At 57.9% G+C, this 14,023-nt stretch carries 11 protein-coding genes; 9 read left to right on the top strand and 2 right to left on the bottom strand.

The features are described from left to right. Positions 1–779 precede the first annotated feature (779 nt). From B9P63_RS14020 to B9P63_RS13995, 6 genes are all read left to right on the top strand, one after another. Positions 780–1,271, top strand: coding sequence for an Lrp/AsnC family transcriptional regulator (locus B9P63_RS14020; RefSeq protein ID WP_085309871.1), 492 nt, complete (start codon positions 780–782; stop codon positions 1,269–1,271). A 163-nt stretch (positions 1,272–1,434) separates the two neighbouring features. Beyond that, positions 1,435–2,574 (top strand): glycine cleavage T C-terminal barrel domain-containing protein, encoded by a 1,140-nt coding sequence (locus B9P63_RS14015; RefSeq protein WP_085309870.1) that lies wholly within the window; start codon positions 1,435–1,437, stop codon positions 2,572–2,574. Positions 2,575–2,601: 27 nt separating this feature from the next. Continuing rightward, positions 2,602–3,051 carry an OsmC family protein gene (locus tag B9P63_RS14010; protein ID WP_085309868.1) on the top strand — a complete coding sequence of 150 codons (450 nt, stop codon included), beginning with the start codon at positions 2,602–2,604 and terminating at the stop codon, positions 3,049–3,051. Positions 3,052–3,071: 20 nt separating this feature from the next. Then, positions 3,072–3,872, top strand: a complete 801-nt coding sequence (locus tag B9P63_RS14005) for an enoyl-CoA hydratase (RefSeq protein ID WP_085309866.1) — start codon at positions 3,072–3,074, stop codon at positions 3,870–3,872. Positions 3,873–3,875: 3 nt separating this feature from the next. Beyond that, positions 3,876–5,543, top strand: coding sequence for an acyl-CoA synthetase (locus B9P63_RS14000; protein ID WP_085309864.1), 1,668 nt, complete (start codon positions 3,876–3,878; stop codon positions 5,541–5,543). A 330-nt stretch (positions 5,544–5,873) separates the two neighbouring features. Next, positions 5,874–6,506: a tyrosine-type recombinase/integrase gene (locus tag B9P63_RS13995; RefSeq protein ID WP_085309862.1), complete on the top strand. Its 633-nt coding sequence runs from the start codon at positions 5,874–5,876 to the stop codon at positions 6,504–6,506. A gap of 308 nt (positions 6,507–6,814) precedes the next feature. Here the strand turns inward: B9P63_RS13995 and B9P63_RS13990 are convergent, their stop codons facing one another. Next, the gene (locus B9P63_RS13990; protein ID WP_245830680.1) at positions 6,815–7,759 is read right to left on the bottom strand and encodes a GlxA family transcriptional regulator; all 945 of its coding nucleotides are present in this window, start codon (positions 7,757–7,759) and stop codon (positions 6,815–6,817) included. Positions 7,760–7,833: 74 nt separating this feature from the next. Between B9P63_RS13990 and B9P63_RS13985 the strand changes: the two genes are divergently transcribed. Both B9P63_RS13985 and B9P63_RS13980 read left to right on the top strand, forming a co-directional pair. Continuing rightward, positions 7,834–10,314 (top strand): CoA transferase, encoded by a 2,481-nt coding sequence (locus B9P63_RS13985; RefSeq protein ID WP_085309860.1) that lies wholly within the window; start codon positions 7,834–7,836, stop codon positions 10,312–10,314. A 4-nt stretch (positions 10,315–10,318) separates the two neighbouring features. Next, on the top strand, positions 10,319–11,950 hold the full coding sequence (locus B9P63_RS13980) for a N,N-dimethylformamidase beta subunit family domain-containing protein (protein WP_085309858.1): 1,632 nt from the start codon (positions 10,319–10,321) through the stop codon (positions 11,948–11,950). A 54-nt stretch (positions 11,951–12,004) separates the two neighbouring features. Here the strand turns inward: B9P63_RS13980 and B9P63_RS13975 are convergent, their stop codons facing one another. Then, positions 12,005–12,706, bottom strand: coding sequence for a hypothetical protein (locus B9P63_RS13975; RefSeq protein WP_085309856.1), 702 nt, complete (start codon positions 12,704–12,706; stop codon positions 12,005–12,007). A gap of 90 nt (positions 12,707–12,796) precedes the next feature. On the opposite strand from B9P63_RS13975, the gene B9P63_RS13970 reads away from it, so the two are divergent. After that, entirely contained in the window at positions 12,797–13,684 is an 888-nt protein-coding gene (locus B9P63_RS13970) for a LysR family transcriptional regulator (protein ID WP_085309854.1), read from the top strand. Positions 13,685–14,023 lie beyond the last annotated feature (339 nt).

Here is a 14,023-nt window from a genome sequence, read left to right as displayed (position 1 = left end):
CATGCCTGTGGAAATGCTGCGCCGTGCGTGATGGCTGGTTTGGTGAAGCGGCGCTGCGGCGCAGACCTCGGCCTCGAATGACCGGTTAGAGCCGTCCGTGTCGGTGCGGCGAGGCCCATGAACGAAAAATGCTGCGACCGATCTAATGGCAGCGCTGAGCCCATTGCGTGAATTTGTTTTTCCTGCTGCGTGCGCTCGCAGCGTCGAAAATGCTGCGTGAGCGTAAAATTCGGTGCTGCCGCGCAGCGGGAAAACCAGCCATTCGCGCAGAGTGCAGCAAAAATCATTGGTCTAATTTACAGACTGCCAACAAAGCACCATTTCGCTGCTTATGCATGATCAGTGGCTTTATGCTCATTGCGGACTTTCGCGCTAGAATTTGCGCATCTAGTGGCTGCAGCCTGGAAAGTGAACAAAGTGTTCATTGAGAAAACAGTTGGACCGCACGCGGTTCTAGAGAACGTGATGCAACCAATATCTGGCTGTAGCCCGAAATCTTGCCAGTTGTGAATTTCGCCAACACTCAACTTGGGCATTGATAGCTGCATTCTAGCGTTTGGATTGCATTGCTTTTGTGAAAATAGGATGGCTACGAAAAATTGATGTCGTACCAAGGTAGCCACTTATTGGCCGGCGACTCGGCTGCCTAGACGAGGATTTGCTCGTTTTGGTCGCAAAACCGGCATCCCGTTGGAGAGCTTTCAGATAGGTAGATCCTAATCTAGCATGCGGTCGTGCGACTTATGGCTGTGCATTCATACCATGAAAGACCAGATTGAATGAAAAAACTTGCCCTTGATGCCGCAGACGTCCGCATTCTCAGTGCGCTTCAGCAGCATGGGCAATTGAGCAAAGCCAAGCTTGCCGAGATTAGCGGTCTTTCCGCGACACCGTGCTGGGCGCGGCTGGCCAGATTGAAAGCGGGCGGATATATTCGCGGCTATCACGCCGACATTGCGTTGAGTCTGCTGGCTGATTTCGCCCAAGTGATCGTGACAGTCTCACTCAGCCGTCATCGCAAGGCAGACTTCGACCGCTTTGAAGCCTACGTCAAAGGCCGAGACGAGATTATTGATTGTATCGCCACGGGCGGCGGGGTCGACTACATCATGAAGGTCGTAAGCCCGAACTTGACTGCGTTTCAGGACTTTGTGGAAGACCTCCATGTCGAAGATCTGGGCATCGACCGCTACATGACCCACTTCGCGACCCGACAAGTGAAAACCGCTTTGCCCAACATATCAAAGCTGGCCACTGCGCGCCTTAAATAGCCGCACCGGTCCAAACGGTCCTCATAGCGCTTTAAAAACGGCCTGGTTGGACTGCGAATGCGGAATCTTTGGACCGCTTTCCTTGCCTTTCCCGGACTATTTCTCGGACAGAATTCAACGGTTTGTGGTCGGGAGGATCACAAACAAATGGGAGGACGTTTCAATGCAAGCAGATGATTTCGGTTTCGGCACACAAATCCGCAAGTCGCCCTATTTTGACGCAACAGTGCGTTGGGGCGCGCAAGGGTTTTCCGTCTACAACCACATGTATATCCCGCGTGATTTCGGTGATCCGGCGCAGAACTTCTGGAACCTCGTGAACGATGCTATTCTGTGTGATGTTGCCGTTGAACGGCAGGTTGAAATCACAGGGCCTGACGCTGCCAAATTCACCCAGATGCTGACCTGCCGTGATCTGTCCAAGATGGCCGTGGGCCAGTGCAAATACATCCTTATCACCAACGCGGATGGCGGCATTCTGAACGACCCGATCCTGCTGCGTCTTGCAGAAAACCATTTCTGGATTTCCCTGGCTGACAGCGACATCCTCCTGTGGGCGCAGGGTGTCGCGGTCAATTCTGGCCTTGATGTCACGATTGGCGAACCCGATGTCTCCCCTCTGCAATTGCAGGGTCCCAAGTCCGGCGAGATCATGCGTGCGCTGTTTGGCGACAAGATTATGGACCTGCGCTACTACTGGCTGCGCGAAGTGGAATTGGACGGCATCCCTCTGATCGTGTCCCGCACCGGCTGGTCGAGTGAACTGGGATACGAAATTTACCTGCGTGACGGTTCTAAGGGCGACCTGCTGTGGGAAACCATCATGGCAGCAGGTCTGGATTTTGGCCTCAAGCCCGGCCACACATCCTCCATCCGCCGCATCGAAGGAGGGATGTTGTCGTATCACGCAGATGCTGACATGAGTACCAACCCCTATGAGCTTGGATTTGATCGGCTTGTGAACCTCGACATGGAGGCTGATTTCATCGGCAAGGCCGCGTTGCGTCGCATTAAGGACGAAGGTGTCAGTCGCAAGCAAATCGGCCTGATCATCGACGGTGCCCCTCTCACTGGGCCGAATACGACGTTCTGGGAAATCAATTCAGATGGCGAAGCAATCGGTAAAGTCACATCCGCCGTCTATTCCCCACGTTTGGAGCAGAACATCGCTTTGGCCATGGTGTCAGTGGAACACGCCAGCATCGGTGCACAGGTCGAGGTCGTCACAAAGTCTGGCCCCATCCGCGCAACAATCTGCGAGCGTCCGTTCTATGATCCCAAAAAGCAAATTGCAGCCGCGTAACGGCCTGCCACACGAAAGAAGACCGACATGTCAGACCTCGCAATTGAGCTGCATTGGCAGCGAGCGACTCCCGTTTTGCAAACTGGTGCGTATTCAAACGAGCATACGGTTCAATACAACAACCGCTATGACCTGCTCGTCGATTCCGCCCCTGATTGGGGCGGAAATCCGGACAACACGAACCCCGAACAGGCCCTCGCCTCGGCGTTGTCCAGTTGCCATATGATGACCTTTCTCGCGCTGGCCGCAAAAGCGGGTTGGCCCGTGGCCAGTTACCACGATTACGCCGAAGCCCATTTGGGCAAGAACCCCAAGGGCCAGATGTCGGTGACACGAATTGACCTGCATCCGGTAGTCCGTTTCGATACCGGCTTTTTGGTCAGCGCCGAGGAGCTGGCGCAGATGCAGGACCGCGCGCACCGCTACTGCTTTATCGCGAACACCTTGGCAGACAGCGTCGAAATCAACATTCTTTAGCACCCAAAAGGAATAGCCCCGTGACCACATCTGACATCCTGCTGCGCGATCTGGACGTAAACGGCATACTGCGCCTTACCTTGAACGATGTATCGCGGCGCAATGCCTTGTCCGAGGCAATGCTGGCGGAACTGGGTGCCGCGTTTACAGATGCGGCGACCGACCCAAAGGTGCGGGTCATTGTTCTGGCGGCCAATGGTCCTGCCTTTTGTGCGGGTCACGACCTCAAGGAAATGACCGCTGGGCGGGCGCATCATGATGGTGGCAAAGCCTATTTTGCACATGTCATGGCGATGTGCGCAGGCGTGATGCAGGGCATCGTGAATTGCCCCAAACCCGTCATTGCCGAAGTCACTGGCGTGGCCACTGCCGCAGGCTGCCAACTGGTCGCAAGCTGTGATCTGGCGGTTGCGGCAGATACCGCGCATTTCAGCACACCAGGCGTGCATATAGGGCTGTTCTGTTCCACACCAATGGTGGCGCTGTCGCGCAATGTGGCCGACAAACACGCGATGGAAATGTTGCTGACGGGTGATATGACGTCAGCCGCGCGGGCCGCGGAGATTGGTCTTGTGAACCGTGTCGCGGCACCCGAGGCACTGCAAGAGACAACGATGGAGATGGCGCGCAAGATTGCGTCAAAATCCAGCATGACATTGGCAACAGGTAAACGCGCCTATTACGCGCAACGTGAAATGGCGCTATCCGACGCCTACGATTACGCCTCGGGTGTGATGGTCGACAACATGCTCGCGCAGGACGCTGAGGAAGGCATCGGGGCCTTCATTCAAAAGCGCGCACCCCAATGGCAGGACGCCTGAGCCATGGCCGCGAACCCCTACAACGCCGATCTGGACCGCAATCCGGCAAACCATCAGCCGTTGACGCCGCTGACATTTCTGGAGCGCGCAGCGTCAGTCTTTCCTGATCACACAGCAATTGTGCATGGCGCGTTGCGGCGCAATTATGCTGCGTATTATGCGCGATCACGCCAGTTGGCATCCGCTTTGACGCAGCATGGCGTCGGGCGCGGTGACACGGTATCGGCCTTACTGGCCAATACGCCCGCGATGCTGGAATGCCATTACGGTGTTCCCATGTGCGGCGGTGTCCTGCATTCCGTAAACATCCGCCTCGATGCGTCGGTGATTGCGTTTCAGCTGGACCATGCCATGTCCAAAATCGTTATCGTAGACCGCGAATTCATGCCGTTGATGCAGGACGCGCTGGCGCTGGCCACAGTGACACCACTGGTCATCCAATACGACGATGCTGAATTCACCGGGCCTGCAGCTGCGACAGATGCGCAGGATTATGAGGCCTTCTTGTCGATGGGTGATCCTGGGTTTGACTGGCTGATGCCTCTGGACGAATGGGACGCGATTTCGATCAACTACACATCCGGCACAACCGGCGATCCCAAAGGCGTCGTTTCGCATCACCGCGGTGCATATCTGTTGGCGCAGGGCAATGCGCTGACGACCTCGATGGCGAAACATGCGGTCTATCTATGGACGCTGCCGATGTTTCATTGCAACGGCTGGTGTTTCCCGTGGACCCTGTCGGCGATCATCGGGACACATGTCTGCCTGCGTCAGGTGCGGGCAGAACCAATCTGGACCGCTTTGGCTGATGAGGGCGTCACACACCTGTGCGGCGCGCCCATTGTCATGTCTCTGATGATCTCGGCCCCCGAAGCCGAAAAGCGCAGGCTCGACCAAGCCGTGCAGTTCTTTACCGCAGCCGCCCCGCCACCGGAAAATCTCCTGGCCGATATGAAAATCGCGGGCTTTGATGTGACGCATTTGTATGGGCTGACTGAAACCTACGGTCCAGCCGTGGTGAATGACTGGCATCAGGACTGGTCTGATCTGCCGCCCGCCCAGCAGGCCGCGCTGAAATCACGCCAAGGCGTGCGATATCTGCCGCTTGAGGGATTGGATGTGCTGGACCCTGAAACCATGGTGCCCGTACCGCGCGACGGAAAAACGATGGGCGAAGTGATGTTTCGCGGCAACGTCGTCATGAAAGGCTATTTCCGCAATCCCAAAGCCACGCAAGAGGCCTTCGATGGCGGCTGGTTCCATTCTGGCGATCTGGGCGTGCGGCATCCCGACGGCTATATCCAGCTCAAGGACCGCTCCAAGGACATCATCATTTCGGGCGGCGAGAATATCTCGTCCATCGAGGTGGAAGAAGCGCTCTACCGTCATCCTGCGGTTGAGATCGCCGCCGTGGTTGCAATGCCCCACGAAAAATGGGGCGAAACGCCCTGTGCCTTTGTGGAATTGGCCAAGGGTCAAACCGCGGATGCCGCCAGTTTACGCGCTTGGTGCAAGGACCAGCTTGCTCCCTATAAGGTGCCTGGGCAGTTTGTATTCATGCCGATCCCGCGTACGTCCACCGGCAAGATCCAGAAATTTGTCTTGCGCGACCATGCCCGCGAGATCGCGCAAAACGCAAGAGCAGGCGAAATGTCTCTGGCTCAATAAGCCGGAGCTTTTCTTGCCCCATCAGGCTAGCCTGGCAATGCCTTCGATTTCTGCACTTCCAGGCTAGGAACACCCAAAATCACACCCTCACCGCCACGCCAATTTTGTTGGGGTGTTGACCCATCGCGCATCGAATAACCGCTAGATGCACTTATTAGACATTTGAGCAGGTTGCAGCATATGTGGGAGTGGGCTCTTTGCGGCCTAATGCAATTGCAGAGATGATGCGTTTTAGCGTCTTGCCACAACAGCCATTGAGCTCGATGCTATGCCACCGGCGTCAGCGCTGTGCTGATGATTGGGTATGGAGGGAGGATTGGAGGGCATATTATGCCAAGAGTCAAACTTCCCGCAGTCACCCCAAAGCGCAAAGCCTGGAACAAGGGGCGAATTATCGGGCAGAAGCGACCGCTGCTTCCTAAACAGGTGTGGGCGATCCGTGCGCGACTGGAACTTGCGGGCTATCTTCGCGACCTTGCGCTGTTCAACGTCGCGATTGATAGCAAACTACGCGGCTGTGATCTGGTCAAACTCGCCGTCGCTGATTTGGTCAAAGACGATCGCGTTCGCGAACGGGTTTCGGTGATCCAGAGCAAGACCAAAAAGCCGGTTCAGTTCGAACTTACTGAAAACACGCGTGTTTCCGTCATTGCGTGGGTGAGGTCACCCGAGATGATCGCTTGCCGCTTTATGTTCCCTAGCCGTTTCCATGACCGCGCTCACATCTCAACCCGTCAGTATGGTCGGCTTGTCCGAGCTTGGGTGACAGCGATTGGTCTGGAGCCCAGCGGATACGGTACACACTCGATGCGTCGTACCAAAGCTGCGGAGATTTACCGTAAAACGGGCAATCTTCGCGCCGTGCAACTTCTGCTTGGCCACACGAAGGTCGATAGTACCATGCGCTATCTCGGCGTCGAGTTAGAAGATGCGTTGAGCATCGCTGAACGGATCGACATCTGAACGTCGTTGGCGGACGGCTAATCCCGTTCGCCAATCCACACCAAGCCTTCATGCTTCCCACAGCAGTCGATAGGAATGAGCCCATTCAGTTTATTTGATTTGCGCGCTGCGTTCTCAAGAAGCGCAAAGCTCTCTGAAGTGGGCTGACAATTGATGCGGCCGTGCAGAGTAAATAGCAGCCGTTCATGTAACCGTTCGAATTTCGCTACCATGCATTCAAACACTAACGACAAAGTGCGCTTTTGCATCGCCCCTTGGCCGGTTCAGGGTGGTTTGAACGGGTATCGATTGTTGTTAGGCTTTTCGGATCAAACGAAAGCTGATCCGTGATGCTTGCGAAAGCTGCGTGCAAGCGTTGACGCATTTGCAAAACCGCAGCGCAGGGCAATTTCGCCCCGCGTCAAGCCGCCATAGCGTGCCAGCTCACGCGCCCGAGCGAGGCGTAACAGAACATAGTATTTTCCCGGAGGCATTTGCAACTCGCGCAGAAACAGCCGGTGAAAGGAGCGCTCCGGCATGTTTGCCGCTTCGGCCAAACGCGCAATGGACACGGGGTTTTCCAGCGTCTCGGACATGATTTGCAAGACGCGGGCCAGCTTGGGGGAGGCATTAAAGGGCAGCGATTGTGCAGGATATGAGGCCCCGTGCCGCCGCGCGTTGTCATGCAGAAACATCGCACCGGCATCAAGCGCGACAGCAGGGCCAAAACGTTCACGGATATAGTCTAGCATAAGGTCCAGTGCCGCGGCGGCGGTTCCGCAGGTCCAGAAGCGCCCGTCGCGCACAACTCTGTCAGACGAGACATCGACCTGCGGAAAAGTTTCCGCGAACTCGTCAAGAAGCTGCCAATGCAGTGTTGCTTTACGTCCCTCAAGGTATCCGCAGCGCGCCAATATCCATGTTCCGGTGTCAGCGGCAATCACCGTGGCGTTTGCGATCAGCGGATCAAGACTGCGGCGCAAATCCGAGGCGCTGCGCGTGTCGCGAAACACATCGCCACCGATGACAAACGCCAGATCCGCTGGCTTAGCATGTGCCTTGGGCTTGTCAGGTGTCACAGCGATGCCACTGGAGCTTTCCACGGGCAAATCAGTCTGGGTCAGAATGGTCCAGCTGATATCAAGCCCGTGCTGGTCACGCACCACGCGCAACGGTTCCAGCAGGCAGGCCAAAACCATGTTGGAGAAGGCATCGAATAGAAAGACAGTGATGTTTAGACGCGTCATTGGCAGTTTGGGCTTTTCTTTTGGCATTTTAAGCATAGGCCCTGTGGCAATCGTTTTCTACGGTGAAGTGACACACCGTCTCTCAAACATGGATCAGCCTCATGCCAAACCGCCCGCTCTCGCATATTCGCGTTCTTGATTTCGGTCAGTATCTGGCCGGTCCGATGGTCGGGATGATGCTGGCCGATATGGGCGCTGACGTGCTTCGGATCGATCCGCCTGCTGGCCGGAGATGGCGCGATCCGGCCTTTGACATGCTCTCGCGCGGCAAGCGTGCGCTCACGCTTGATCTGAAATCGGGCAAGGATCATCAGACCGCCCTTGATCTGGTGGCGCGCGCCGATGTTGTGATCGAGAATTTCCGCCCGGGAGTGATGGAGCGGCTCGGCCTTGGGCCGCGCGCCTTGAAGGCGGCCAACCCGAGCATCGTCTCGCTGTCTATGCCGGGCTTTGCATCAACCGATCCTGATCTGCGCGATGTTGCGGCTTGGGAGGCGGTGATTGCGGCGCGCACGGGGCAATTCACAGATATGGGCCTTAACCGCCAATTGATGGGCATCAACCCGTCGTTCACGCCTCTTGGCCTTGCCTCGGCTTACGGCGCATCCTTTGGGGCGATGTCGGTCCTGTTCGCGCTCAATGCCCGTGACAGGCTTGGCGGCGAGCATATCGAAGTGCCGCTGGCGTCGGCCCTTTTTGAGGGCCTTGCCTACAACAGCGAGTTGGTTGAGGAGTATCCCGACCGCTACAAATCCCCCCGCGAATTCGAACTGGAGCGACGCGCGCGGCTTGGTCTGCCCAACGATATGGACTACGCGCAGCTGTCCGAGTTTCTCGACCCGTTTTACCGGACCTATACCTGCGCGGACGGGCGCGGTTTTTATATCGTCTCCTGTTCCATCGTGACACACCCGCGCCGGGTTCTGGAGGTGTTGGGCCTTGGCGATCTGCTCGCGGAGCTTCCAGATTTTGATGTGTATGTAGATCAGGCGGAGTGGCCAGACACATGGGCGTTGCGCAGCTATCCTGTGGGCGAGCGCGATCGTGAACGCCTGTCAAATGCCATGAAAGAAGCGTTTCTGAGGCGGCCCGCGCATGAGTGGGAAGAGCTCTTCGGGGCGGCCAAAGCCCCTGCAACCGCGCAGCGCAGCACCAAGGAGTGGCTTGCCGATCCGCATGCACTGGCCTCTGGTCTGGTGCTGAAGGTCGATGATCCGCGCTATGGCGAGATGCGCCAGATGGGCAATGTCGCATGGCTTGCTGAAGACAGGGGCGTTTTGCAAAAACGTGCAGGGCCTGAGATCGACGACTTTCGAGCCGCGCTGCCAGAGCGTCTGGCCGAACCAACACGCCCCAAAACTGCGGCGCAGGGCACGGGCGGCTGGCTAGATGGATTAAAAGTTCTGGATCTAACCAATGTCATCGCAGGCCCCACAATCGGCTCTACACTGGCGCGCTTCGGCGCGGAGGTCACGCTGGTACAGCCGGTGTCCCCCTCAGTCGATCCCTGGAACGCTATTGTCTTTGGCCTGCAGGCGCAGCGCGGCAAAGAGAGCCTTTTGCTGAACCTTCGTGATCCCGCCGGACAGAAAACGCTGTGGCAACTGGTGGCGCAAGCGGACGTGCTCACCATGAATGGCACGGATGCCCAACGCGCGGTCCTCGGCCTAACCGAAGCGCGCCTTGCCGAGATCAACCCAAAGCTCATCCTTGTGCAGCTTGACGCCTTTGGCGGGCCAGCCCTTGGTCCCAAATCCGATCATCTGGGCTATGATGATCTAGCACAGGCGGCAACAGGGGTGATGACCCGATTTGGTGGCGGGCCGGATACGCCCGAAGAGCACGCCCATTTCGGAACCATTGACGTGCTCACAGGGTATTGCGCCTGTGTCGCGCTCGGCGCGGCCCTTGAGCAGGTGCGGCTCACAGGCAAAGGCGGCACAGCGCGCGCGGCCCTTGCGGGCGCTGGCGAGATGATTCAGGCGCAATTTATGTATGATTATGCGGGGCGCGCACCCTTTGACGAGCCTTCTGGGCGGAACGTCCAAGGCTGGGGTCCGTTTTATCATTGCTACAGGGCGGCAGATGGCTGGATGTTCTTTGCCGCTCCGACAGAGCGCGTCGCCGCACTGGAGCGGGTTCCCGAGTTGCAGGACTTGGCGCAAAGCGGCGAGGACGAATTGACGGCGCTGATCGCGGGCCGTTTCGCAAAAGAGAAGATCGCGCATTGGGCCGACCGCTTTGCAGGCACTTCTGTTGGTATCGTTCCACTCGGCTCGCTTCACGGAACGCGCGAAGGCGGCTTGCAGCTGGAAAGCGCGGGCGCGGTGGACATCAAACGCGCGACCTATCGCGCCGTGCGCCACGACACCCACCCCATGGGCCGCTGGGTTGATCTGGCAGCACCCAATGCGGTCCGGCCTGTGCGCGCTAAAATCTCTATCCCCGGACCTGCGCCGAAATACGGCGCGCAGACCCGCTCTATACTTGCGCGTCTGGGCTATTCAGAGAGTGATATTGACAGCATGATTGCGCAAGGTATCGCGGCTGAAGCGTGGTCAGAGAAATATTTGCCGGAATAGTGACATGACAGAAGACAGCCCCAAGCCTGCCACCACCCCCAGAACCCGCGCCAAAGCGCGGCACATACTGGACAATTACTATATCGGCCCCGCGCGCGACGATGCCGTGCTGGAGATCTGGGGCTACACCCTGAAGATGAGTTATGCCCCGGGCGATCGCGTGGCGCTTCACGTCTCAACCACGGCGCCTGACTGGGATCTTGAGATTGGCCGTGATGGTGTCGAATACACGCAGCTTTTGCACGAAACCGGCCTCACGGGCCAACATCACCCCACGCCGCAGGATTGCTCGGTCAACGGATGCGTCTGGCCCGAAAGCTTTGCCTTCACCATCCCCGCTGATTGGCGGCCAGGAGGATACCTCGTAACGTTTCGGGCGCGGCGCGGCGACGATTTGGTCGAAGAGCATCATATCATTCTGGTGCGTGCAGCCCCTGATACCGCCCCGCCGTCCTATGTTCTGGTTTGTGCCACGGGCACTTGGCTGGCTTACAATTGTTGGGGCGGATCAAACCATTATGAGGGGATAACTGGCCCCGATGGCAACGCTTTCTCGCCTGTCGTCTCGACCCAGCGGCCATGGTCGCGCGGGTTTTGCAAGTTGCCCGAAGGCGCACCACGCGCGCTCACGGACACGCCGCCACGCGTGGGCGACATGGTGCGCTATCCCTATATGGAATGGGCCTATGCCTACGGTTATTCGAAGAAATACGCCTCGGCGGGCTGGGCCAGCTACGAGCGCCATTTCGCCCGCTGGGCCGAAAGCGAAGGCTACGAGTTTGACTTCGTCACCCTGCATGATCTCGAGGACGATCCAGCGCTGCTCTCGCGGTATGCTTGCGCGGTCTTCGTCGGCCATGATGAATACTGGAGCGCAAACATGCGCGACGCAGTCGATACTTACGTTGAACAGGGCGGAAACGTCGCGCGTTTTGCTGGCAACTTCTTGTGGCAAACGCGGATCGAGGACGAAGGGCGGCAACAGGTTTGCTACAAATATACCGCTGATCAGCACGATCCGCTGGTAGGCACCGATCAGGCCCATCTCGTGACCGGCGCATGGGAGATTGCGCCCGTGGACCGGCCCGGCGCACTGACATTTGGCGTGAATGCGCTGCGCGGTGTCTATGCGGGCCTTGGCAATTGCGTGGGGCGCGGCGCGGGCGGGTTTACGATCTACCGCCCCGAGCACTGGGCCTTTGAGGCGGCGCAGGTCGGTTATGGCGATGTGATTGGCGCTCAGGCGCGCATCTTTGGCTATGAGGTTGATGGGCTGGACTATCGGTTCGAAGACGGGTTGCCCTTTGCAACCTGCACGGATGGGGCAGTGCAAGAGATTGAAATTCTGGCAATGGGGCTGGCGACGAACATCGAAGCTGACCACAAAATCTGGGGCGAGACGCCCTACATCGGCGCGGCGGATGCCGCGTTCAAGGCGATGGCGCTTTATGGTGAGGTGACGCCCCAGACGCTGGATGCCTGCACACGTGGCAACGGCATGATCATCCATTGGAAAAAGGGCGCAGGCTCTGTCTTCACAGCGGCGACCTGTGAATGGGTGGCTGGGCTGGTCAGGAAGGACATGCAGGTAATCGCCGTGACCCGGAATGTGCTCGATCGGTTTGGCGCAGATTGAAGCGCCGGGCACTTGCGAGTGCCCGGCGCCGCGCTTCATCTGCGGTATTGCGCGTTATTCGACGATGGCCGCCTGATAGGCGCTGGCGTCGATGATGCCGAAGAAAGCGCCCATTTCGGGCATCTGCGACAGCGCACCAAGGGCAGTCATGAAGTCGGATTGGTTTTCCCAGCCGATCATGACGACCCTCGCGCCATCAGCCGTGACGAACTCACGATCAAAGATATAGCCGGGTTGCTCCGCCACCTTGCCAAAAAAGCCAGCGCGGGCGGCGTCGAAGTTACCCTCTTCACCCGCCTTGGGCGTGCGCACGGCAACCTCGAGAACCTGTCCGGGTTTGTTGATGTAGTCCTCAAGGATAAAGGGCGCGCCATCTGCGGGAGAAACCTGCACGAAGGCTTGCATGTTCACCTTTTCAAAGAAGGATTGCACCACCGGCATGCCCATCATCGCCTTTGACGCGGCGCCGAAATCCTCGATTGAAGACCAGCGGGTCAGGCCGACATAGACGGTCAGCGGGCCGGGTTCCGGGAAGGTGAAGAATGCCTTGAGCGTCCAATCTTCTTCAACTCCCGGCGTCTGGGCCAGACCTTCGAGCAGCGGCGCACGTGCGGCAGTCCAGTCGGCAACATCGCCGTTTTTGACTTCCTGAATGGCGATTTCGTAAATTGGTCCGGTCATCGATGTTTCCTGTGCAGTGGCAAAGCCTGCGCTAAGTGCAAGGGCGGCGTTTACGGTAAGGGTTTTCAGCATCATTCACTCCTGTTTTGCAGATGAGTTGAAGATGACCGACCAAAACATTCTTTAGTATTGGCGATTTGCCGAATGTATTAGTAGGTATTACCTATGAATAATCTTGATCTGTTACGCCCCGTCGCCGTGTTTCAAACCGTTGTCGCGCAAGGCAGCTTTCGCGCGGCCGCCGATAGCCTTGGCCTGTCGCCCCCCTATGTCAGCCAGATGATCTCGGATCTGGAGGCACGGCTGGGCCGTCAGCTTTTGTATCGCTCGACCCGCAAAATCGCACTGACCGAGGCGGGAGAAGCGTTTTTGCCCCATGCCGCCGCCATAGCCGACGCCTTCCAAAGCGGGCTGGACAGCATGAGGCGCGAGGGAAGCGCCCTGAGAGGTCGGTTGCGCGTGACCGCGCCGACGGTTGCGTCAGGCCCCCGCTTTGGCCGCGTAGTAGCGCAGTTTGCGCGGGCGCACCCCAATGTGGCGCTGGACATCACACTTGATGACACTGTGCTGAACCCTGTCGCAGCGCGCGTCGATCTGGCTATTCGCATTGGTGATCCTGGGGATGACCCACGTCTTGCGCGCAAGCTCTTTGAGACGCGCGGTGTGGTTTGCTGCGGGCCTGAACATGCCGAATTGATCAAAGACGCGAAAGACTTGAACGGTATTTTGTGGCTTCGCACCCCAACGATGCCGCGCAAGATGCCGCTTTACGCGGAGGACGGCCGTGAAACCGTGATTGCGCCGAGCCGTCAGCTTGTCGTGAACAGCGCCCCGATGATCCGTGCGGTTCTGGCTGAGGGGGACGGGTTTGCTATCTTCCCGGAATTTTCAGTGAGCGATGCACTGGCAGACAAAACGCTATGCAATCCGCTGCCTGAGTTCGCGACCGCCACTGTGCCTGCCTATGCCTTGTTCACCGAAAGGCGCACGGAGCTGACCAATGCCCGCGCCTTTGTCGATGCTTTGGTGAAAGGGCTGGTGCAAGGCCCCTAGCAGGCTGGTGGCCTGGCCGTCAGGCTCTATGATGCGCAAGAGTTTGCGCCGCCACCCCGAAGGCCTGCTCCGTCTGGTCTAGATCGGCCTGTGTCAGTACGAGCGACGGGTACAGCTTGCCCGGCGATTTGAAGATGCCGTTGTCGCGCAGGGCGGCGTTCCACGTTGCAGCGAAAGTGCGGTCCTTGTTCGAGGGAAAACGACACTCACGAATGAACGGTCTGGTGAAGTCAGCCGCAAACCGGAAATAATTACGCCGCGACTGCAAACGTATGCTGCGTCAGCAATAGCCGCAACTGCACAAGTCCAATAATCGCTTCAAGTCCGACGTCATTTGAT

This window comes from Planktotalea arctica (assembly GCF_002105285.1).
Taxonomy (GTDB): domain Bacteria; phylum Pseudomonadota; class Alphaproteobacteria; order Rhodobacterales; family Rhodobacteraceae; genus Planktotalea; species Planktotalea arctica.
Note: the sequence above shows the minus strand (reverse complement) of the source record. Positions and strands in the feature narration are given on the sequence as shown.